We start from the raw sequence: 21,874 nt of genomic DNA on the forward strand, positions 1-21,874 counted from the left end.
ATCGCAGGTAGGGGTGGTTGTCCGTAGTTGCGTCGGATGCGCGGGATGGACCGAATGCGGAGGGGCGGACCATTTGACGCGACCGGCGCCGCGCCGGACCATCGACAGTATGGAAGCGCGGATTCTTCGGGCCGATGACCGGGTGCCGACGTCATGGAGCAACGGCGGCGGCGTGACGCGTGAGCTCACCGCGGACCCACCGGGCGCGGGCCTGGCCGACTTCGGCTGGCGGGTGAGTCTCGCCGATGTCGCGGGGGACGGACCGTACTCCGCCCTCCCGGGGGTCGACAGGATCATCACCGTGGTCGACGGCGCGGGCATGGTGCTGACGATCGACGGTGACGCCCACCCGCCGATCCGCCCACTGCGCCCGTTCGCGTTCCCCGGGGACGTCGCCACCGGCTGCCGGCTGACGGGCGGGCCCGTCGTCAATCTCAACGTGATGACCCGGCGCGGTCGGGCGGCGGCCATGGTCGGGGTCGTGGACGGCACGCACACGGCCAAGGTCCCCGAGAACAGGTCCGTACTCCTCGTCGCCCTGGCCGACGACGTCGAGTTCTCCGTCGGTCCCGATCCCGGTCCCGATCCCGATCCCGATCCTGATCCCGGCCGCACCGTCGTCGCCGGTCCCGGGGACAGCCGGCTCTCCCGCTTCGACGCGGTGCTCGTGTCGGGGACGGACACCGACGCCGCGACCCTGCGGTCCGTGGGCAGGGCGGCCGTCATCACCGTCAGCCCGGCGGGCGACGCGCAGTAGGGATCAGCCGCGCAGCTCGGCGCCGCAGCGCGGGCAGCGGGCGGGCGGAGGGCCGTCGGCCACCGCGTCGCACCGCGGGCAGACGCGGTCCAGCCAGCAGGCGGACTCGCCGCCCTCAGGGCCGGCGACGGTGCCGGACGGGGCGGCGGAGCCGTCCCGGTCGGCCGGTTCCGTCCCTTCGGCGGGGTGCGCGGAGCTCATGGCGACCACCCTTCCACGCCGGCCCGGCGCATTGTCAGTGGTGAGCGGCACGATGTACCCATGACCGAGATCATCACGGCCGAGCCGGCCGACGCCGAGTCGTACGCGCGGGCCGTCACCGAGGCCACCGCGGCGTCCGCCGCCTACTACAGCGGTGGGGACTCCCGCCTCGACGATGCCACGTACGACCGGTTGGCACGGGCGATCGCGGCCTACGAGGCCGAGCACCCCACCGAGATCGCACCGGCCTCGCCGACCGGAAAGGTCGCGGGCGGCGCGGTGCCGGCCGGCGAGGTGGAGCACTCGGCGCGGATGATGTCGCTGGACAACGTCTTCGACGGCGCCGAGCTCTCGGCCTGGGCGGAGTCGCTGGCCAAGCGGCTCGGCGGACCGGTGACGAGCGGCTACGCGGTCGAACCGAAGCTGGACGGGGTCGCCGTGGCCGCGCGCTACCGGAAGGGCCGGCTGGAGCAGTTGGTCACCCGTGGCGACGGCAGCCACGGCGAGGACGTGTCCCACGCCATCGGGACGATCGCCGGGCTGCCGGAGGAACTCGACACCCCGGTGACGTTCGAGGTCCGCGGGGAAGTGCTGCTCACCACCGAGCAGTTCGAGCAGGCCAACCTCACCCGCGCCGAGTTCGGTGCCACCCCGTTCGCCAACCCCCGCAACGGGGCGGCCGGCACCCTGCGGGCGAAGGAGCGGCCGTACGTCATCGAGATGACGTTCTGGGCCTACTCGGGACTGCCGCTGGAGGACGGCTCGGCCGAACTGGCGGCACTGCCCCACAGCCAGGTCATGGAGATCGTCGCCGCGGCGGGCGTGCGGACCACCGCGGCCACCCCGGTGGGGCTGCGCACCTGTGCCTCGATCGACGAGGTCCGCAGCCGCGTCGAGGAGATCGCCGTGCTGCGCGCCGCGCTGCCCTTCGGCATCGACGGAGTGGTGATCAAGGCGGACGACCCGGCGGACCAGGAGAAGGCCGGTTTCAGCTCCCGGGCCCCGCGGTGGGCGATCGCCTACAAGCTCCCCGCAGTGGAGCGCGTCACGCGGCTGCTCGCCGTGGAATGGAACGTCGGCAGGACCGGCGTGATCGCGCCCCGCGCCGTGCTCGAACCCGTCGAGATCGACGGCAGCACCGTGACCTACGCGACGCTGCACAACCCGGCCGACATCACCCGCCGGGACCTGCGCATCGGTGACCAGGTCACCGTCTACAAAGCCGGCGACATCATCCCGCGCATCGAGGCGCCGGTGGTCCAACTCCGCACCGGGGAGGAGACCGCGATCGACTTCCCCACGGAATGCCCCCGCTGCGCCTCCGAGATCGACACCGGGCAGGAGCGCTGGCGCTGTGTGCGCGGCCGGGAGTGCGGGCAGCTCGCCTCGATCCGCTACGCGGTGGCACGTGACTGCCTGGACATCGACGGGATGGGGCAGCAGCTCGTCGCCCAGCTGGTGGCGTCCGGCCAGGTCTCCGACTTCGCCGACGTGTTCACCCTCGACCGCGGGCAGTTGCTGGCGCTGGAGCGGATGGGCGAGGTGAGCGCTGACAAGCTGCTGGCGACGATCGCCGCCGCCAAGGACCGGCCGCTGAACCGGGTGTTCTGCGCGCTGGGCGTGCTCGGCACCGGCCGGAGCATCTCCCGGCGGATCGCCCGGCACTTCGGCACCATGGAGGCCATCCGCGCGGCGGACGCCGCCGCCCTGGAGGGCGTCGCCGGTATCGGCGCCGAGAAGGCGAGGGTCGTCGTCGCCCAGATCGCCGAACTGGCTCCACTTATCGACAAGTTGACAGCTGCCGGGGTGAACATGGCCGAGCCCGGTGTGCCCGCGCGGATGCCCGGCGACGACGGGGGCACGGCGGAAGCGCGGCCGGCCGTTCCGGCGGGCCCGCTGGCGGATCTGACGGTCGTGGTCACCGGCAGCATGACCGGTGCGCTGGCGGAGCTGTCCCGTACGGCGATGAACGAGCTGATCGAGAGCGCGGGCGGCAGGGCGTCGTCGAGCGTGTCGAAGAAGACCAGCCTGCTGGTCGCGGGGGAGAAGGCGGGTTCCAAGCGGGCCAAGGCGGAGGAACTCGGGATCCGGGTGATCGCCCCGGACGAGTTCGCCGAGCTGCTCGGCGACCTCCTGCCGTGAGCGTCCCGCGCTGCCCCGTGGGCTACCCCCCGGCTTCGCCCAGGTAGACCCAGAGGGCGTCCTCGCGGACGAAGCGGCTCAGCTCGTGCTGCGAGTCCGTGTGGCCGCGCAGGGAGTAGTGGGCGCGGAACTCCACCGTGCCCTCGGTGTGGAAGGCGCTGCCGTCCGCCGTCCCGATGATCTCCAGTCGGGTCCACCGCTGGCCCGGCTCGAACGCGATGCCGGGCGGCCGGGTGGTGGAGTGCCACGTCCTGAGCAGGTACGCGGCATCGCGGACGGCGAACGCGCTGAAGCGCGAGCGCATCAGCCGCTCCGCGGTGGGCGCGGCGGCCTCGCCCCTGTGGAGCCTGCCGCAGCAGTCGCGGTAGGACGCGTCCAGTCCGCAGGGGCAGGGCGCCGTCGGCCGGGCCGTCACTGATGGGCGTGCGCTGTTCTGTGTCACGCCATCATTGTGACGGCCCCACCGTGGCCGGCTACCCGGTGTCCGTGGCGCGACGTCGTACATCGTCCAGAATCCGCGACAGCGGCAGCGGCTGACGGTTCACCCGCACTTCCAGCAACGCGTGGAAGCAGGCGTCACACAGGGCCAGGGGCGCGCGCAGCCCGAGGTCGCGGACCGTCCGATCGGTACGGCCGCATTCGTCACAGGCTGCCAGATCCGCTGATCCCGCCACACTGTCGATGCTGCTCCCCGAACGGGCCGCCGGGTAGGGGGCATGCCCGTCCCACGGGCGCGTCGGTCTCGTTACGCTGGCCCCGGCCTGCCCGCTGGGCGGGCCGTCCACTACAGTCTCACCCAGCGTCTACAATCTTGTAGACGTTGGGTGCGCCCGTGCGGGCCCCCGCTGGCAACGGCGCCGCCAAGCCGGTCATTCGACGCGATTTCAGGGACGGGACCAATGAGCGCCATCGGCGTCGGCCAAGCCGCCATTCTCGGAGTGGTGGAAGGGGTCACCGAATTCCTCCCGGTGTCCTCCACCGGCCACCTCAAGATCACCGAGGGGCTGATGAACATCCCGGTGGACGACAAGGCGGTCGTCGGCTTCACGGCGGTCATCCAGGTCGGGGCCATCGCCGCGGTCCTGGTCTACTTCTTCCGCGACATCGTGCGGTTCGCGAGCGCCTGGGGACGCGGCATCGCCAACAAGGCCGAACGCGACAGCCACGACTACAAGTTCGCCTGGTGGGTCATCTACGCCACCATCCCGATCGTCGTCGTCGGCCTCCTCGCCAAGCCGCTCATCGACGGCCCGCTGGCCTCCCTGTGGGTGGTGGCCGGCTCGCTCATCGGCGGCAGCGTCGTGATGTGGGTGGCCGAACAGATGGCCAGGTTCAAGCGCGGCGAGGACGAGATCACCCTCAAGGACGCCATGATCGTCGGTTCCTCCCAGATCCTCGCGCTGCTCTTCCCCGGCTTCTCACGCTCCGGGGCCACGATCTCCACCGGCCTGATCCGCGACCTGGACCGGCTGGCCGCGACCCGGCTCTCGTTCTTCCTGTCCATCCCGGCCCTGACCGGCGCCGGACTCTACGAGCTCAAGGACGCCACGGGCGGCGGCGTCGACGTGATCTCCCTCGTCGTCGGCACTCTGGTGTCGTTCGTGGTCGCCTACGCCTCGATCGCCTGGCTGCTGAAGTTCGTCGCCAAGCACTCCTTCATGGTCTTCGTGATCTACCGCGTCATCATCGGAATCCTGCTGTTCTCGCTGCTCGGCACGGGTGTCCTGAGCGCCTGAGGATCCACGGAAACTGCCACGTGTGTGCCCCGGAAGCACGGGTATACGTCGCCTCGACGAGGTGGACATCCTGAGGAGGGCGACATGGCGGGCTCGGTAGCGACGATGACTTCCCCGACCGCGGTGCGGTTCCCGGAGACTGACGCGGACCCCGCGGAACTGCCGCGCGTGGAGTCCCCGGGAAAGCTCGCGCCCAAGGACGCCCGGGAGCTGTCGAAGCTCTTCTTCGACCGGCTCCGGACCCTTGACGAGGGCACGCGCGAGTACCAGTACGCCCGCAACACCCTCATCGAACTGAACATATCGCTGGTGAACTTCGCCGCCGGACGGTTCCGCAACCGGTCCGAGCCGCGCGAGGACATCGTGCAGGTCGGGACGATCGGCCTGATCAAGGCGATCGACCGGTTCGACCTGTCGCGCGAGGTGGAGTTCACCACGTTCGCCATTCCGTACATCACCGGCGAGATCAAGCGCTTCTTCCGGGACACCAGCTGGGCCGTTCACGTACCGCGCCGACTGCAGGAACTGCGCCTGGAGCTCGCCAAGGCCACCGAGGAACTGGCCACCCGGCTGGACCGCGCGCCCACCACCGACGAGCTGGCGGCGCTGCTCGACCTGACCCCCGCCGAGGTCATCGAGGGCCAGCTGGCCAGCAACGGCTACGTCGCCGGGTCCATCGACATTCCCGCGGGCGAGGACGAGGGCAGTGGCGAGGGCGTGCTGGCGGACCGCCTCGGGGACCTCGACCCCGCGCTGGAATCCGTGGAGAACCTCCAGACCCTCAAGCCACTGCTGGCCCAGCTCGCTCCCCGTGACCGCCACATCCTGAACATGCGGTTCGGCGCGGAGATGACGCAGGCGGAGATCGGCGCGGAGCTGGGAATCTCGCAGATGCACGTCTCGCGACTGCTCAACCGGACCCTGACCCGGCTGCGCGGGCAGTTGCTGATCCAGGAGTGATCCCAGCGCCCGGAAGCGCGGAGTGCGAGCAGATCACCGGTGGGGCCGTTCACGGAGCGGCCCCACCGGTGTTTTCCGGCTCAACGGCAGCCCACGGGCCCGTACGGCTCTACGCGGTGAGGGCGAAGTACACGCGCAGCGTCGTGCCCGCCGGCGTCGTGTGCATACGCACCAGGTCGGCGAGGTGGTTGACGAGCAGCATCCCGCGACCGCCGGGGGTGGCGCGCACGACGGGAACGCGGCCGACGAGCGGATCCGTGAGGTGTCCGCGGTCGCGCAGCTCGCACACGAAGTGACCGTCCTCGGTCCACAGCCGCAGGGTGCCTGAGCCGCCGCCGTGCAGGATGGTGTTGGTCGCGAGTTCGTTGACGGCCAGCTCCACGTCCGGGATCCGCCCCGGCTCCAGGCCGGCGCCGACGGCGTAGCGGGACGCGGCGAGCCGGGGCTCGGTCAGGGTCGCGTCGTCGAAGGCCAGTGTCAGCGCGCCGTCCGGGGCCTCGGGCAGCGGGAGGTTCCACTTCTCCACGGTGTGCGCGGGGTCGTAGCCGGGGCTGGGGAGGCTGCCCGTCTCGTCGATGAGGACGGGGTGGGTGGCAGCGGCATCGGCCAGGACGTCCGGGCTGAGCCGGTCGACGTCGTAGGGGCACAGGATCGTGGCGTCGCGGCCCGCGAAGGCCAGGTTGATCAGTGCCTCGTGCTGGACGCAGGCCGGGTACTCGGTGGCCGAGCGCCCGTGCCAGATCGGCTCGCCGATGATCCGCGCCCGTCGGTCGGGGTGCGCGTCGGCGAAGGCCCGCAGCACGCCAGGGATGATCCGGCCCGGATTGCGGCCGGCCAGCGTCATGTCGAGCAGCCGCACCTCGCCGGCGCGGTCGCCGAGCGCCTTCTCCAGCAGAGCCAGATTCGGGCCGGGGACGGCGACGGCGACCGGCTCGCCCCGGTCGAGGCCTTGGGTGATGAACGGCACGGTCCCGGCGAGGTAGGCGTCGCTGCCGCGGTAGAGGAGCGCGGGATGGGCGAAGCCGCCGCTGCGCGTCCTCTCCTGCGGTATCAGGTTCGTCTTCACTACGCCTCCATCGACAGCGGCCCCGTCCGCGACCACACCGCGGCTTCCGCCCCCAACGTCCCATTGTGCTTGATGAGGAGTCTGCCCGCGCCGCACCAAAGGATTGCACCCCGCCGACCCCTGCCTTCTCCGGGCGGCCGCCGAAGTCCTGGCGTGAGGCGCGGGAAGGCGGGATGCTGGGCTAGCCTGCGGAAGGCACGGCAACATTTGTCATGTGGCAATGAAGAAGGAAGTGCCCCGGGCACCCGCTCGCCTGCGGCGACGGCGTGATGGCGGGATGAGGACGGGCATGGGCGACATGGTGGACGCGGGTGCGCGGGTGGACCGCGACCCCCTGGTCTCCTGTATCCGGCGCGGGCCGCGGTAGGCCGCCCCGCCACCCACCGATCGTCACCCGCGCCACCGGGTCGACGACGCCACAGCCGGCGACAGCCGCCCGGCCCAGACCGTACTTCCGACCTGAAGGATGCCGCCTGTGAACGATCCCGCCCCCGATCCCGCTCCCGATCCGGTCCCGGACACGGACTGGCCGGCGCTCCGCGGACCCCGCGCGGACACCGGCGCGGGCGGACCCGGTGTGGAGCGGCTGGCGGCGGTCGTGGAGCGGCTGCGCCACGAGCTGGACGCGGGGGAGAGCGCCGCCGCCACGCGGGGGCTGCTCGATGTGGCGAAGGGCATCCTGGTCGCCCGCGGTGTGGACGGACCGGCAGAGGCCGCCCGGCACCTGGAGGAACTGGCCGCCCGCGCCGGGGTTCCGGCCGCCGAGCTGGCCGCCGACATCGTCAACGAGGCGGCGCACGACTCGTTGGCGCGAGCCGTGCCGGCTCCGGGCGAGGGCTTCGATCGCACCACACCTCCGGCGGCCGTCCGGCTGCGGATGGCGGAGGCCGGAGCGCTCGGCGCCACCGACGCGCAGGCAGTCGCGCAGTCACTGCTGGTCCACGCGCTGAAACCGCTGGGCGCCACCTCCGTCGCGGTGTGGCAGGCAGACCAGGACGGGTCGCTCACCCTCGCAGGCAGCGCCGGATTCCCCGCCGCGGAGGCCGTCCGCTGGCGGTACGTGCCCCCACGGGTCGGAACGCTGGCCCAGCAGGCGCTGCTGTCGGGGCGGACGCTGTGGCACGGCGCGCCGCCCCCGTCGGCCGTGTCCATCGGCCTGTCCGGGGTCGATGACGGCGCCCGGGCGCTGATCCCCGCCCGGCGGACGGGCCGCACGGTCGGCGTCCTGGAGGTGTGCTGGCCGGCACACGGCGCACCGCTGTCGCGCGCCGTCCACCGTCAGCTCACCGCCCTCGCCGAACTGTGCGCCCACACGTTGTACGGGGTCGGCTCCGCCGAACCCGCAGGCCCCGAACCGGCCCCCGCGGACGGCGCCGGCCCGCTCGGCGGGCTCGCCGAAGGCCTTCTGGACTGCGCCCTGATCCTGCGACCCCTGCTGGACGACCAGGACCGGGTCTGCGACTTCCGGATCACGTACACCAACGAGCACTGCGCGGACTCGGCCGGCCGCCCGCGCGCCCACATCGCCGGACGGTCGCTGTTGGAGGCCTTTCCGCTCGCGGCCGCGGAGGGCGGCCTGTATGAGCAGGCGCTGCGGGTCCACACGACGGGCGAGCCGTTCCGTACCGAGCGGATGGTCCTGCCGGCCGCCGAGGAGAGCACGGTGCCGCTGGTGACCGCCGCGCTGGGCATCGGCCGGTGCGGCGACGCCCTGCTGGTGAGCTGGCGCACCCACAACGACGTGACGCGACTGGCGGCCCTCGTCGAGCACACCCAGCGCCTGGGCCTGATCGGCGGCTTCGAGGAGACCCCGGCCATCGGCGAGGTCATCTGGAACAGCCAGCTGTTCGACCTCTACGGGCTGCCGCCGGACTCGGCGCCGATCCCGCTGGAACGGCTGCGGCACCATGCCCACCCCGACGACGCCGACGTCATCGGAAGGTTCCTGCGGGAGGTGCTGCACCGGCGCAGGGCCGCCTCGACCGCCTTCCGCCTGTTGCGGCCCGACGGAGTCGTCCGGTACATCCGGGCGGTCGCGGAGCCGGCGGCCGGCCCGGAGGGCGGCCCGATGACCGTGCACGGCGCCTACCAGGACGTGTCCTCGCAGCACTGGACGGAGGTCGCGCTGGCCGCCACCCGTGACCGGCTCGCCGATTCCGAGCAGCGCGCCGACGAACGCGACCTGCTCGCCCTGCAGTTGCAGCGCGCCATCATGCCGGCGGCCCCCGCCCCCATCGACGCGTCGGGGCTGCAGGTCGCGGTCCGCTACCGGCCGGCGGAGAAGGGGCACCTGGTCGGGGGCGACTGGTACGACGCCGTCGTGCTGCCCGACAAGAATGTCCTGCTGGTGGTCGGTGACATCGCGGGGCACGGCATCGACGCCGCCACCGGCATGGTCGTGCTGCGCAACGCCCTGCGCGGCCTGGCCGTGACCGGCGCGGGCCCCGGCCAGATGCTGGGCTGGCTCAACACCGTCGCCCACCGGCTCACCGAACACGTCACCGCCACCGTGATCTGCGGGCTGTACGACCCGGCGACCCGGGTGGTCCGCTGGGCCCGTGCCGGGCACCCGCCGCCGGTACTGGTCCGCGGCACGCGGTCCACGGTGCTGCCGCTGCCCTCCGGCATCCTGCTCGGTGCCGTCGCCGAGGCGCGGTACGCGGAGGAGACGGTCGTCCTGGAGCCGGGCGACACCCTGCTGCTGTACACCGACGGGCTGCTGGAGCGCCGCGACCGGACCGTCAAGCAGTCCCTGGAGCAGTTGCTGCGCGACGCCGGGCCGCCCACCGGCGATCTGGAGGAGGACCTCGACCGGCTGCTCACCCACAGCAACTCCGACACCGACGACGACACCTGCGTCATCGGTTTCCGACCGCGGTGACCCTCCCGCGCGCCGCGGCCGGCGCTTACGCGATGTGCGCGGCGCTCGGGTGCGCGGAGAGCGGGGACGCTTCCGAGGCGGCGGCGTTCCCGAAGGCGCGCAACCCGCTGAGCAGCGCCGTCCGCGCGGCCGGCTGCATGGTGGCCAGCACCTGCGACAGCTGCTCGCGGCGCCGGGCCCGCAGCTCCTCCAGGAACTTCACCCCGCGCCCGCTCAGCCGCAGCCGGACCTCGCGCCGGCTGTGCGGATTGGGATCGCGTTCCAGGAAGCCGACGGCCTGCAGCCGGTCGCAGAGCCTGCTGACGGACGGCGGGGCCGAGCCCAGCGCTTCCGACAGGTTGCGGAGATTGATGCCCTCGTTGTCGGCGAGTATGAACAGCACCCGCAGCTGCGAGGCGGAGACCGGAGCCGCGGAATCGTCCCGTCCGCGGCCCCACAACACCTCGAGCAGTTCAGTGATCTCCGAGGCGGCGCCGGCCGCCTCTTCGAGGGAGGATGCGGATCGGGAGGAGTGCATAGCCTTCACCTTCGCATTGTCCGACCCCGACTGTCAGCTTTCCGGCCCCCGCCGGTGAGTACCGCCCCACCGATCGAAGGCGTGCCCGGCCAGCCATGAACGTTCTCCAGGACTCCGAGCGCGCCCTGCGCGCCGCGACCCCTCCGGCCCTGCTCGACGTGCTGCTCCCGATCCTGGCCCGCTGCCACGACGCCCTCGGCGCCGAACTGCTGATGGCCGACTACAGCCTGGGATACCTCCAGCCGATGACGGTCCCGCCGCACGGCGCCCCCGCGCTGCCGGTGCACGGATCGGGCGCGGGCCGGGCCTTCGGCTCGCAGGAGCCGCACGCCGAGCGGCGGAACGGCGGCACCGTCCTGCACCTGCCGGTCACCGCACGCGGTGACCGGCTCGGCGTGCTGAGCGTCACCTTCGCGCAGCCGCCGGGCCGGGACGCCACCGCGGAGCTGCTGGAGATCGCCGGGCTGCTCGCCCACGAGGTGGTGGTCGCCGAGCGCGACACCGACCTGTACGTCCAGGCGCGCCGGCTGAACCGCCTCACCCTCGCGGCGGAGATGCAGTGGCAGCTGCTGCCCGCCCGCTCCTGCGCCCGGCCCGAGTTCGCCCTCGGTGCACAGCTGGAACCGGCGTACGACACCTTCGGGGACAACTTCGACTGGTCCGCCTCGCCCGGCGAGCTCACCCTGTCGATCACCAACGGGATGGGTGACGGCATCGACGCGGCACTGCTCACCAGCCTGGGCGTGGGCGCGCTGCGCAACGCCCGGCGGGCCGGACTGTCCCTGGCCGACCAGGCCGCACTCGCCGACCAGGCGGTCTACGGCCAGTACCGCGGCAGCCGGCACCTGGAGTGCCTGCTGCTGCGGTTCGAGCTGGCCACCGGCCGAGTGGAGATCATCGAAGCGGGATCGCCGACGGCGTTCCTGCTGCGGGACGGCGCGGTACGACTGCTGCCCTTCGACGCACAGCTCCCGCTGGGCATGTTCGACGGCACGGAGTACGTTCCCGAGTCGGCCCACGTGCTGCCGGGCGACCGGCTGCTGTTCGTCAGCGACGGGGTGCACGAGGTCCCCGACGCCGGCGGCGAGATGTACGGCAAGCGTGCGCTGGCCCGTGCGCTGCTGGCCACCCGCCTCCTGCCCGCGGCCGATGTGCCGCGGGCCATCCTGGAAGCGCTCACCGCACACCGCGGCTCCTCCCAGGGCGACGACGACGCGCTGGTCGTGTGCCTGGACTGGTTCGGCGCGCCCGCCTGACCGCCCCGGCCCTCAGACGGCCGGGGCGGTGGGCGGCGTGGGTGTCTTGGGCGCGGAGGGCTTCGTGGCGGACAGCGGCGTGGCGATGTCCTCCAGGGAGCGTCTCTCCGCCGGCACCGCCAGGAAGGCCGCGACGACACCGGCCACCGTCATCAGCGCCGCACCGATGCAGAACGCCAGGACGGTGTCGTCGACCACTCCGGACTCGGTGAGCTTGGCGAACACCAGCGGACCGGTGATGCCGCCCGCCGCCGTCCCGATCGCGTAGAAGAACGCGATGGCCATGGCCCGGGTCTCCATCGGGAAGATCTCGGAGACGGTGAGGTAGGCGCTGCTGGCCCCCGTGGAGGCGAAGAACAGCACCACGCACCAGCACGCCGTCAGGGTGTTGGCCGACAGGTGGCCGTTCCCGAAGAGCCACGCGGTGCCGAACAGCAGCAGTCCGCTGCCGATGTAGGTGCCCGCGATCATCGGGCGGCGGCCCCAGGTGTCGAAGAGCCGTCCCAGCAGCAGCGGGCCCGTCAGGTTGCCCGCGGCGATCACCGCGAAGTAGTAGCCGGTGTGTCCGGTGGGGACGTCGTAGAACGTGGTGAGGATCGCGCCGAAGCCGAAGGTGATCGCGTTGTACAGGAACGCCTGGCCCACGAAGAGCGCCAGACCCAGCGTGGCGCGCTTGGGGTAGTCGCGGAACACCGTCCTCGCGATGAGGCCGAAGCCGATGGAGGTGCGCTGGTGGATGGTGATCTCACCGGCGGGTTCCGGCAGGTCGCGACCGGTCTCCTTCTTGATCTGCGCCTCGGCGGACGACACCAGCCGGTCCGCCTCCTCGGACCGGCCGTGGATGAACATCCAGCGCGGGGACTCCGGCACATGGCGCCGCACCACCAGGATGATCAGACCGAGCACCACGCCCAGGGCGAAGGTGAGTCGCCAGCCCACGTCCGCGGCGAAGATGTTCGTGTTGAGCATGACCACGGACAGCAGGGAGCCCGCGATGGCACCCAGCCAGAAACTGCCGTTGATGATCAGGTCGACCCGGCCGCGGAACTTGGACGGGATCAGCTCGTCGATGGCCGAGTTGATCGCGGCGTACTCGCCGCCGATGCCGAACCCGGTCAGGAAGCGGAACGTGAAGAACCACCAGGACGAGAAGGACAGCGCCGTCATCGCCGTGGCCGCGAGGTAGACCGCCAGGGTGATCAGGAACAGCTTCTTGCGGCCGTACCGGTCGGTGAGCCAGCCGAAGAACAGCGCGCCCAGACAGGCCCCGGCCACGTACAGGGCGGCGGCGAGACCGGTCACCTGCGAGGACGTGATGGACAGCCCGCTGCCCTCCTCGGACAGCCGGCCGGCGATGTTGCCGACGACCGTGACCTCGAGTCCGTCGAGGATCCACACCGTTCCCAGACCGATCACGATGGTCCAGTGCCAGCGTGACCAGGGGAGGCGGTCCAGGCGCGCCGGCACCGCGGTGGTGATGGTCCCGGTCTCCGCCGGGTCCGGTCTGTCGGTGTCGTGCGCGCCGTTCGCGGGGTGCGATGAGTCCGACTGCGACATGGGACGCCTCCTCGGCGGTCAGGAACGCGTGGCCAGGGGGGCGGTGTGCTCGCGGATCTGTTCCGCGGTCAGATAGGCGTCGGTGTACTCGAAGTCCCGCAGCCGGGCGGGGCGGCGGGTCAGGAAGCCGATACGGACGAAGTCGTCGCCCGCGGTGGCGTTGAGCATCCAGTTGGTCATCACGCGCACCTTGGCGACATTGGTCCGCAGCGCCATCAGGTGGTAGCCGCGTGCCACGGCCTGCGCCGGAAGGCCGGCGAGGTTGATGCCCAGCGGCCGGGAGACCGCGTCGGTCCCGCCGAGGTCGACGACCAGACCGAGGTCCTTGTGGACGTAGGGACGGGTCTCCTGACCGCGCAGTACCGCGACGACGTTGTCCGCGACGGCCTTGCCCTGCCGTTGGGAGTGCTGCGCCGTGGGCGCGCAGATCTGACCGCCGCCGCGGGCGAGGTCCGGAACGGCGGCGGCGTCGCCCAGCGCGAAGACACCGTCCAGGCCGGGTACCTCCATCGACGGGTCGACCACCAGGCGTCCCTTGACGGTCTCCGTGCCCAGGGTCGCCATCAGGGGACTGGCGGCGACGCCCGCCGTCCAGACCAGCGTGCGGCAGGGCAGCTCCCGGCCGTCGGTGAGAGTGACGCTCTCCGGAGCGGCCTTGGCGACCGAGACCCCCAGGGCGACCTCGACGCCGCGCCTGCGCAGCATGGTCATGGCCTTCCGGCCCAACTCGTCGCCGAGTTCCGGCATGAGCTTGGGGGCGATGTCGACCAGATGCCACTTGATCAGCGACGGGTCCAGGCGCGGGTAGCGCTTGAGCGCCCCGGTGGTGAGCCGCTGCAGGCAGGCAGCCGTCTCCGTACCGGCGTAGCCGCCGCCCACCACCACGAACTGCAGCCGCGACTCCTGCTCCGCGCGATCCGTGCTGTTCGCGGCGAGATCGAGCTGCGCGATGACGTGGTCGCGCAGGTACGCGGCCTCGGCCAGCGTCTTCATCCCCCGGGCGTTCTCCTCCAGCCCCGGGATGTCGAAGCTGCGGGTGATGCTGCCGGGCGACAGGACCAGGTAGTCGTACTCGACGTTGACGATCTCGTCGGTGGTCTTGCGCACCACGCAGACCTTGGCCTGCGGGTCGATACCGATCGCCCCGCCCGGGATGACGGACGTGCGCCGCAGTACCCGGCGCAGCGAGACCGCCACCGACTGGGGCGTCAGGACACCGGAGGCGACCTGCGGCAGCAGGGGCAGGTACAGCGAGTACCCGAAGGGGGTGACGAGTGAGATCTGCGCCTCGTCAGGACCCAGCAGGCGCTCCAGCCGGCGCGCGCACTCCAGCCCCGCGAACCCGCCTCCCACTACGACGATCCGGGGTCGGTCCATGTCCACAGCCTCCGTTGTCGGTAACACGGTCGGCGACGCGGCGAAGCGGGCGCCTCATGCTTCCGGCTAACCCGCGATCCGGTAGGGAAAACATCTCGTCACCCGTTTGATCGGGCCGCGTGGCGGGAGGCGTAGTGGCAGGGGGAGGGGGCAGTCGGACCACAGCCGACATGGGCCGGATCCGGAACGAGTGCGGCGTCCGGATACTCCGATGGGGTGACGTGACACCAGCGGTGGACCGTTGGTGAAGGAGAAGGAGGCATCGCTGTGCCGAAGACAGCGAAAGTCGTGTACAAACCGATCGGTCTGGTCGTCGGGATGGCGGGCGGCGCCGTGGCCGGCCTGATCTTCCGGAAGGTGTGGGACCGGGTCGGGCCCGGTGACGCCCCGGAACCGCTCGAGGCCGACCACACGTGGGGCGAGGTGCTCGCCGCGGCGGCCATCGAGGGCGTGATCTTCTCGGTGGTCCGCGCGGCGGTACAGCGCGGCGGAGCCGTGGGCTGGCGCCGCGTCACCGGTACCTGGCCGGGCGACTAGGCGAGGTGCTGAAGGCGTCGGCGCAAACGCCGGTGGGACCCGCGATCCGCGGGTCCCACCGGCGTTTCTGCCTTACCTGGCTCAGTGACGCTTGCCGCTGCGCTTGATCAGTACCACCGCGAGCACGGCCAGCGCCGCCGCGGCGACGGCCACCGGGACGGGGTTGCGCCGTCCGGTGTCGGCGGCCTGCACAGCGACCGAGCGGACCGGCTCGGGGGTCCTGTCCTGCACGATGTGGGCGGCCTGCGCCGCCTTCTCCCGTGCCTCGGCGGTCACGAGGGCCGCCTTGTTCCGTGCTTCCGCCGTCACATGGGCCGCCTTCTCCCGTGCCTCGGCCGTCACATGGGCTGCCTTGTCCTTCGCCTCGGCCGCCTTGACCTTCGCGTCGGCCGTCGCATGCGCCGCCTTGACCTTCGCCTCCGCCGTCACCTCGGCGGTCTTCCTGCCGACCTGGTCCTTGACCCGGACGGCCTTGTCCTGAGCCCGCCCCTTGATGTCGGCCTTGGCGGCCAGCGCCTCGACGGTGTCGCCGAGCTCCTCCCGCGCGTGTTCGATCTGCTCCCGGAGCTCGTCCTTGCTCGCGGCGGCACCGGGCTCGTTGGCCTCGGGGATACTCGTCATCGGTGTGCCCTTCCCTTGATCTCTTCGACGTCTGCCTTCACGCTGTCGATGGCCGCTTCGGGGGCTGGCGGAACGGCACGCGCCACCTGCTTCTTCCCCAGCAGCGCCAGCACGGCCGCGATCACGAACAGGGCGCCCGTGACGATTGCGGCCGCCGCCCATACGGACACGGCCAGAGCCAGCAGCGCGATCGCGGTGGCCACCAGTGCCTGCAGCGCGATCACCGCGATCAGAGCGGCACCGCCCAGCAATCCGCCCCCGAGCCCGGCCCGCTTGCCCTTCTCCGTCAGTTCGGCCCGCGCGAGCCGCATTTCCCCCCGGACCAGTTCGGACAGCTGCTCCGAAGCCCGTTTGACCAGCTCACCGACAGAACTGTCGGATTCACCGATGCGGGCGTTGTGCTCGGGAAGGGACATGGGGTCGCCTCTCTGTTCGGCGCGTCGACGGCCTGGCCGCTGGCTCTACTGTCCGCCTGACCTGCTGGAAACCTGGTAAACCCGGTTTCACGGAATGTCGTCGACGACAACGCCCAGCGACGGCTCCCGGCCCGCCGCGCGGCCTAACCGCGGTAGGTCTCCAGCAGTCGCAGCCAGACCTCGCTGATCGTCGGGTAGGCGGGGACGGCGTGCCAGAGGCGGCTCACGGGGATCTCGCCCGCGATGGCCATGGTGGCCGACTGCAGGAGCTCGCTGACGCCGGGGCCGGCGAAGGTGGCGCCGATGAGGTGGCCGCGGTCCAGGTCGATGACGATGCGGGCCTGGCCGCGGTAGTCGTCCTGGTAGAGCGAGGCGCCGGCGACCTGGCCGAGGTCGTGGTCGATGACGCGGACCCGGCGGCCGGCGCGTTCGGCCTCCTGGGCGGTCAGGCCGACGGAGGCGATCTCCGGTTCGGTGAACACCACCTGCGGGACCGCCGCCACGTCGGCGGTGGCCGCGTGCGGGCCCCACGGCGCGGTGTCCAGCGGCCGGCCGGCCGCGAGGTCGCCGATGGCGGCGCCCGCGATCCGGGCCTGGTACTTGCCCTGGTGGGTCAGCAGCGCACGGTGGTTGACGTCGCCGACCGCGTACAGCCAGCCGCCGTCCACGGCGGTGACACGGCAGGAGGCGTCGACTTCCAGCCATGATCCGTCGGTGAGCCCGACGGTCTCCAGGCCGAGGCCGTCCGTCCGCGGGGCGCGGCCGGTGGCGAACAGGATTTCGTCCGCCTCGATCTCCTCCCCGCCCTCCAGGACCACGGTCACCGGTGCGGACGGCGACTCGCGGCGCACTGCCGCCACGTCGACACCGGTGCGGACGACGGCTCCCGCGTCGGTCAGTGACGTCGCGACGGACTCGCCGGCGAACGGCTCCATCCTGGGCAGCAGTCGCTCGCCGCGCACCAGGAGGGTGACCTCGGATCCCAGCGCCCGCCAGGCCGTTGCCATCTCGACGCCGACCACTCCGCCGCCCACCACGACCAGCCGGCCGGGCACGCTCGGCGAGGACGTGGCTTCGCGGCTGGTCCAGGGGCGCGCCTCGTCCAGGCCGGGCAGTTCCGGCAGGACGGCGCGGCTGCCGGTGCAGACCGCGACCGCGTGACGGGCGGTCAGCACCCGTTCGGTGCCACCGGGTGTGCGGACCACGACCTTGCGCGGCCCGTCGAGCCGCCCCTCACCGCGCACCAGGCCGACATCGACGGATTCCAGCCAGGAGGCCTGCCCGTCGTCCTTCCAGTGCGAGGCGAAGTCGTCGCGCCTGGCCAGCACCGCGGCGGCGTCGAGGGCACCGCCGCCCACCGCTTCGCGGGAGCCGGCGACGCCGCGGGCGCCCGCCAGCGCGGCCACCGGACGCAGCAGCGCCTTGCTGGGCATACAGGCCCAGTAGGAGCATTCGCCGCCGATGAGTTCGCTCTCCACGACCACGGTGGTGAGGCCGGCGGCGCGGGTGCGGTCCGCGAGGTTCTCGCCCACGGGTCCCGCGCCGATCACGATGACGTCGTACGCCGAGGTCTCGTCCGACTGGGGGGAAGGGCTCATGGCAGGGCCTGTCTGCAGGGGGCGGGCGTCCAGGAGTCATCTTCGCCGAACGGTCCGGGTACGGCCACCACCCCCCGCGCGGGCGCGGCGGCACCTGAAAGGCACCGGCAGGAAGGTTTCCAATTGATTGGTCCAGACCCTTGACGCGACCATGATCACGCGAGTTCAATCACCCCTTGAACTAAGTGGTGATAAAAGAAGCCGCGCTTCTCCGACCTTCTGACGCGGCCTTCTCCGACGGCCGCCGCCGACCCCCCCACCAGATCACCGGCGACTCGTCCCACCACGGCGCACCATCGGTCAGGACTCCGCCGCCCTCGGGCGGCGGGCACCCCCCACGCGCATCCCGCGCACGTTCCGAAGGACAGCCATGCCCTGGTCACGCCTGAAGAAAAGTCTGATCGCCGCGGCGATCCCGATCACCTCCGCGGGTCTGCTGCTCGGCGGCAGCCCGGTTGCGAACGCCGCCGCCAACCCCGGACCCGGATTCCCCGCGCACTACGCGGCCCCCTACGTCGAGACCTGGAACTCGCCCTCGGCGATGGCCAGTGCGCAGGCCGCCACCGGCCTGAAGTACTTCACGCTCGCCTTCGTCATCGCCGGCAACGGCTGCAACGCGACGTTCAACGGCAACACCGACATCGGCGACGCCGGATGGACCAACGCGATCAACAGCCTGCGCGCCTCCGGCGGCGATGTCATCGCCTCCTTCGGCGGCGCCGCCGGCACCGAACTCGGCCAGGCGTGTACGTCGGTCTCCACACTCCAGGCGCAGTACAAGAGAGTCATCGACACCCTCAACCTGACCCGGATCGACCTCGACATCGAGGGCGGGGCGCTCGGCGACACCGCCGCCAACGACCGCCGCAACCAGGCGCTCGCAGCCCTGCAGCAGCAGTACGCGGCGGCCGGCCGCACCCTCGCCGTCCACTACACCCTCCCGGTCAACCCCACGGGGCTGGAGTCCAACTCCCTCACCCTGCTGAACAACGCGAAGAGCCGCGGCCTCAACGTCAGCGTCGTCAACATCATGACGATGGACTACGGGCCCCCGATGGACATGGGCCAGGCCGCCATCAACGCCGCCACCGCCCTGCACGGCCAGCTCGGCCAGATCTGGCCGACCAAGACCTCGGAGCAGCTGTGGGCCATGGAGGGCAACACGCCCATGATCGGGGTGAACGACACGACCAGTGAGGTCTTCACCACCGCCAACGCCACCGCGCTGGAGACGTTCGCCGCGAGCCACGGCATCCAGGAACTGGCTTTCTGGGCACTGGGTCGCGACAAGGCCTGCGCCAGCAACGGCACCCTGTCCGACAGTTGCAGCGGCACCTCGCAGAGCCCGTACCAGTTCGCCCGCACCTTCAACGCGATCACCGGCAACAACGGTGGCGGCGGGACCGAGCCCGTCGGGCGGATCACCGGCATCGGTGCCAAGTGCGTCGACGTGGCGGCGGCCAGTTCCACCAACGGCACCGCCGTACAGCTCTACGACTGCAACGGCACCGGCGCCCAGAACTGGACCGTTGCCGCGGACGGTTCACTGAAGGCGCTGGGCAAGTGCCTGGACGCCACCGGCCAGGGCACCGTCAACGGCACGAAGATCCAGCTGTGGGACTGCTCCGGCGGCGGCGCCCAGAAGTGGACCCGCTCCGGCAACACGCTGGTGAACCCCGCCTCGGGCCGCTGCCTCGACGCCACCGGGCAGAGCTCGGCCAACGGCACCCGCCTCCAGCTGTGGGACTGCGCGGGGTCGGCCAATCAGCAGTGGGCGCTCCCCAGCTGATGACCGCCGCACCCCACAACGACAGGAGAACCCCGTGACCGCACGACACGCGAACCATCCGCTCTCCGCGAGAAGAGCGGCCCCACTGGCGCTGGCGTTCGTCGTCGTCGCCATGACCGGCTGGACGCTGCTGGCGCCCGCCGACCAGGCGTCGGCGGCGGCCCTGCCCACCGGGCCGGTCACCGTCACCAACAAGAACAGCGCCCTGTGCGCGGACGCCCGCGCCGCCTCGACGGCCAACGGCACCGCCGTGCAGCAGTACACCTGCAACGGCAGCGCCGCGCAGCAGTGGCAGTTCCAGGCCACCAGCGACGGGTACGTCCGGGTCAACAGCCAGGGCAACGCCGCACAGGTGTGGGACGTCGCCGACGTCTCCACCGCCGACGGCGGCCTGGTCCACCTGTGGACGTACGGCGGCGGCAACAACCAGCAGTGGCTGCCGGTCGAGGAGGCCGGCGGCTCGTACCACTTCGTCAGCCGCAACAGCGGCAAGTGCCTGGACGTGCCGAGCGCGTCGACCGCCAACAGCGTGCAGCTGCAGCAGTGGGCGTGCAACGGCAGCGCGGCCCAGTCCTTCCAGGTGGCCCCGGTGAACGGCACCCCGCCCGACAACCCGCCCGGCACCCCGGATCTGGGCCCCAACGTCTCCGTCTTCGACCCGTCGATGTCCGCGTCGACGATCCAGAGCCGGCTGAACACTGTCTTCGCCCAGCAGGAGTCGAACCAGTTCGGCGCCAACCGCTTCGCGCTGCTGTTCAAGCCGGGCACCTACAACGCCGACGTCAACGTCGGCTTCTACACGCAGGTGGCCGGCCTCGGCCTGTCGCCGGACTCGGTCACCATCAACGGCGGCGTGCACGCGGAAGCCGACTGGTTCCAGGGCAACGCCACGCAGAACTTCTGGCGTTCCGCCGAGAACCTCTCCGTCAACCCCACCTCGGGCACCGACCGGTGGGCAGTCTCGCAGGCCGCGCCCTACCGGCGCATGCACGTGCGCGGCAATCTCGCACTGGACGACGGCGGCTGGTCCAGCGGCGGCTTCATGGCCGACTCCAAGGTGGACGGCCAGGTGCGCTCCGGCTCGCAGCAGCAGTGGCTGTCACGCAACAGCCAGTGGGGCAGCTGGACCGGATCGAACTGGAACATGGTCTTCGTCGGCGACACCAACGCGCCCGCGAACACCTTCCCCAACCCGCCCTACACCACCGTCAACCAGACGCCCGTCGCCCGTGAGAAGCCCTTCCTCTACATCGACGCGTCCGGTGCCTACCAGGTGTTCGTCCCCGCTCTGCGGTCGAACTCGCAGGGCACCACCTGGGCCAACGGGACCGCCGCCGGTTCCTCACTGCCCATCAGCCAGTTCTTCGTCGTCAAGCAGGGCGCGACCTCTGCCGACATCAACACGGCGCTGGCACAGGGCAAGAACCTGCTGTTCACCCCGGGCGTCTACCACCTCAACGACACGATCAGGGTGACCCGCCCCGACACCGTGGTCCTCGGCCTGGGCCTCGCCACGGTGATCCCGGACAACGGCGTGACCGCCCTGTCGGTCGCGGACGTCGACGGAGTGAAGATAGCCGGACTGCTGATCGACGCCGGCACGGTCAACTCCGCCACCCTCATGCAGGTCGGCGCGGCCGGCTCCAACCAGAGTCACTCGGCGAACCCGACCTCCCTGCACGACGTGTTCTTCCGCATCGGGGGCGCGGGCGTCGGCAAAGCCACCCAGAGCCTGGTCATCAACAGCTCCAACGTCATCGGCGACCACATGTGGCTGTGGCGGGCCGACCACGGCAGCGGCGTCGGATGGACGTCCAACACCGCGGCCACCGGCCTGGTGGTGAACGGCGACAACGTCACCATGTACGGGCTGTTCGTCGAGCACTACCAGCAGTACCAGACCATCTGGAACGGCAACGGCGGCCGCACGTACTTCTACCAGAACGAGCTTCCCTACGACCCGCCCAACCAGGCGGCCTGGATGAACGGGAGCACCAAGGGGTACGCCGCCTACAAGGTCGCGAACTCGGTCACCAGCCATGAGGCCTGGGGCTTCGGCAGCTACTGCTACTTCAGCAGCAACCCCGCCGTCGTCGAGGAGCACTCCTTCGAGGTTCCGAACACCTCGGGCGTGAAGTTCCACAACATGGTGACCGTCTCCCTGGGCGGCACCGGAACCATCAACCACGTCATCAATTCCACCGCCGGGCCGTCCAACTCGGGCAGCAACGTCGCCAACCTCGTCAGCTACCCGTAGGCCGTGGCGCAACGGTCCACGACGCCGCGCCCGGCCGCTGAGCCCAGCGGCCGGGCGCGGCTCTGCCGTGTGCCGGTCCCTAGTGCGTTGTCCAGGAACGTTGGCCGGGTGTGATTAGGCGGCTTTGGGTCGTGGTCGGCCCCAGCGTTGTTGGCGTTCGCTGCGGACTTTGGCGCGTTCTCGGCGTTGGGCGGCCAGGACGTCGG

19 protein-coding genes are annotated in these 21,874 nt (G+C 71.4%); 9 read left to right on the forward strand and 10 right to left on the reverse strand.

Going from position 1 to position 21,874, the window contains the following annotated elements; all coding sequences use genetic code 11:
- The first annotated feature begins 109 nt into the window (after window positions 1-109).
- Complete coding sequence (locus O3X23_RS34590) at window positions 110-757, forward strand: HutD/Ves family protein (RefSeq protein WP_269276461.1); 648 nt, start codon at window positions 110-112, stop codon at window positions 755-757.
- A gap of 3 nt (window positions 758-760) precedes the next feature.
- Here O3X23_RS34590 and O3X23_RS34595 read toward each other — a convergent pair whose 3' ends face one another.
- Entirely contained in the window at window positions 761-958 is a 198-nt protein-coding gene (locus O3X23_RS34595) for a hypothetical protein (protein WP_269276462.1), read from the reverse strand.
- Between the two features lie 60 nt (window positions 959-1,018).
- On the opposite strand from O3X23_RS34595, the gene ligA reads away from it, so the two are divergent.
- Window positions 1,019-3,100, forward strand: a complete 2,082-nt coding sequence (gene ligA, locus O3X23_RS34600; RefSeq protein WP_269276463.1) for an NAD-dependent DNA ligase LigA — start codon at window positions 1,019-1,021, stop codon at window positions 3,098-3,100.
- A 22-nt stretch (window positions 3,101-3,122) separates the two neighbouring features.
- Here ligA and O3X23_RS34605 read toward each other — a convergent pair whose 3' ends face one another.
- A complete protein-coding gene (locus O3X23_RS34605) occupies window positions 3,123-3,542 on the reverse strand; it encodes a YchJ family protein (RefSeq protein ID WP_269276464.1) in 420 nt (139 codons plus the stop codon).
- Between the two features lie 31 nt (window positions 3,543-3,573).
- A complete protein-coding gene (locus tag O3X23_RS34610) occupies window positions 3,574-3,774 on the reverse strand; it encodes a hypothetical protein (RefSeq protein WP_269276465.1) in 201 nt (66 codons plus the stop codon).
- 225 nt (window positions 3,775-3,999) lie between these two features.
- Here O3X23_RS34610 and O3X23_RS34615 point away from each other — a divergent pair, with 225 nt between their 5' ends.
- Both O3X23_RS34615 and O3X23_RS34620 read left to right on the forward strand, forming a co-directional pair.
- Window positions 4,000-4,836, forward strand: coding sequence for an undecaprenyl-diphosphate phosphatase (locus tag O3X23_RS34615; RefSeq protein ID WP_269276466.1), 837 nt, complete (start codon window positions 4,000-4,002; stop codon window positions 4,834-4,836).
- 105 nt (window positions 4,837-4,941) lie between these two features.
- Window positions 4,942-5,796 (forward strand): RNA polymerase sigma factor SigF, encoded by an 855-nt coding sequence (locus O3X23_RS34620; protein ID WP_269276502.1) that lies wholly within the window; start codon window positions 4,942-4,944, stop codon window positions 5,794-5,796.
- A 109-nt stretch (window positions 5,797-5,905) separates the two neighbouring features.
- Here the strand turns inward: O3X23_RS34620 and O3X23_RS34625 are convergent, their stop codons facing one another.
- Entirely contained in the window at window positions 5,906-6,862 is a 957-nt protein-coding gene (locus tag O3X23_RS34625) for an anti-sigma factor RsbA family regulatory protein (protein ID WP_269276467.1), read from the reverse strand.
- Window positions 6,863-7,328: 466 nt separating this feature from the next.
- Here O3X23_RS34625 and O3X23_RS34630 point away from each other — a divergent pair, with 466 nt between their 5' ends.
- Window positions 7,329-9,743, forward strand: coding sequence for a SpoIIE family protein phosphatase (locus tag O3X23_RS34630; RefSeq protein WP_443048065.1), 2,415 nt, complete (start codon window positions 7,329-7,331; stop codon window positions 9,741-9,743).
- A 25-nt stretch (window positions 9,744-9,768) separates the two neighbouring features.
- Here the strand turns inward: O3X23_RS34630 and O3X23_RS34635 are convergent, their stop codons facing one another.
- The gene (locus O3X23_RS34635) at window positions 9,769-10,260 is read right to left on the reverse strand and encodes a MarR family transcriptional regulator (RefSeq protein ID WP_269276469.1); all 492 of its coding nucleotides are present in this window, start codon (window positions 10,258-10,260) and stop codon (window positions 9,769-9,771) included.
- Window positions 10,261-10,355: 95 nt separating this feature from the next.
- On the opposite strand from O3X23_RS34635, the gene O3X23_RS34640 reads away from it, so the two are divergent.
- Complete coding sequence (locus O3X23_RS34640) at window positions 10,356-11,516, forward strand: PP2C family protein-serine/threonine phosphatase (RefSeq protein ID WP_269276472.1); 1,161 nt, start codon at window positions 10,356-10,358, stop codon at window positions 11,514-11,516.
- Window positions 11,517-11,528: 12 nt separating this feature from the next.
- On the opposite strand, the gene O3X23_RS34645 is transcribed toward O3X23_RS34640, so the two are convergent.
- Both O3X23_RS34645 and O3X23_RS34650 read right to left on the reverse strand, forming a co-directional pair.
- The gene (locus O3X23_RS34645; protein WP_269276474.1) at window positions 11,529-13,073 is read right to left on the reverse strand and encodes an MFS transporter; all 1,545 of its coding nucleotides are present in this window, start codon (window positions 13,071-13,073) and stop codon (window positions 11,529-11,531) included.
- A gap of 18 nt (window positions 13,074-13,091) precedes the next feature.
- Window positions 13,092-14,450 carry an NAD(P)/FAD-dependent oxidoreductase gene (locus O3X23_RS34650; protein ID WP_269276476.1) on the reverse strand — a complete coding sequence of 453 codons (1,359 nt, stop codon included), beginning with the start codon at window positions 14,448-14,450 and terminating at the stop codon, window positions 13,092-13,094.
- A 267-nt stretch (window positions 14,451-14,717) separates the two neighbouring features.
- Between O3X23_RS34650 and O3X23_RS34655 the strand changes: the two genes are divergently transcribed.
- Window positions 14,718-14,987 (forward strand): DUF4235 domain-containing protein, encoded by a 270-nt coding sequence (locus O3X23_RS34655; protein ID WP_269276478.1) that lies wholly within the window; start codon window positions 14,718-14,720, stop codon window positions 14,985-14,987.
- Window positions 14,988-15,068: 81 nt separating this feature from the next.
- On the opposite strand, the gene O3X23_RS34660 is transcribed toward O3X23_RS34655, so the two are convergent.
- The 3 genes from O3X23_RS34660 to O3X23_RS34670 form a co-directional block, all read right to left on the reverse strand.
- A complete protein-coding gene (locus O3X23_RS34660) occupies window positions 15,069-15,608 on the reverse strand; it encodes a DUF3618 domain-containing protein (RefSeq protein WP_269276479.1) in 540 nt (179 codons plus the stop codon).
- Window positions 15,605-16,024 (reverse strand): phage holin family protein, encoded by a 420-nt coding sequence (locus O3X23_RS34665; RefSeq protein WP_269276481.1) that lies wholly within the window; start codon window positions 16,022-16,024, stop codon window positions 15,605-15,607. Before O3X23_RS34665 ends, O3X23_RS34660 begins: the two co-directional genes overlap by 4 nt.
- 143 nt (window positions 16,025-16,167) lie before the next feature.
- On the reverse strand, window positions 16,168-17,622 hold the full coding sequence (locus O3X23_RS34670) for a dihydrolipoyl dehydrogenase family protein (protein ID WP_269276483.1): 1,455 nt from the start codon (window positions 17,620-17,622) through the stop codon (window positions 16,168-16,170).
- 370 nt (window positions 17,623-17,992) lie between these two features.
- Here O3X23_RS34670 and O3X23_RS34675 point away from each other — a divergent pair, with 370 nt between their 5' ends.
- Complete coding sequence (locus tag O3X23_RS34675) at window positions 17,993-19,411, forward strand: ricin-type beta-trefoil lectin domain protein (RefSeq protein WP_269276485.1); 1,419 nt, start codon at window positions 17,993-17,995, stop codon at window positions 19,409-19,411.
- A gap of 112 nt (window positions 19,412-19,523) precedes the next feature.
- Window positions 19,524-21,668 (forward strand): RICIN domain-containing protein, encoded by a 2,145-nt coding sequence (locus O3X23_RS34680; protein WP_269276504.1) that lies wholly within the window; start codon window positions 19,524-19,526, stop codon window positions 21,666-21,668.
- Window positions 21,669-21,874: the final 206 nt, after the last annotated feature.

It is taken from the genome of Streptomyces sp. H39-S7 (assembly GCF_027158205.1).
Classification (GTDB): Bacteria; Actinomycetota; Actinomycetes; order Streptomycetales; family Streptomycetaceae; genus Actinacidiphila.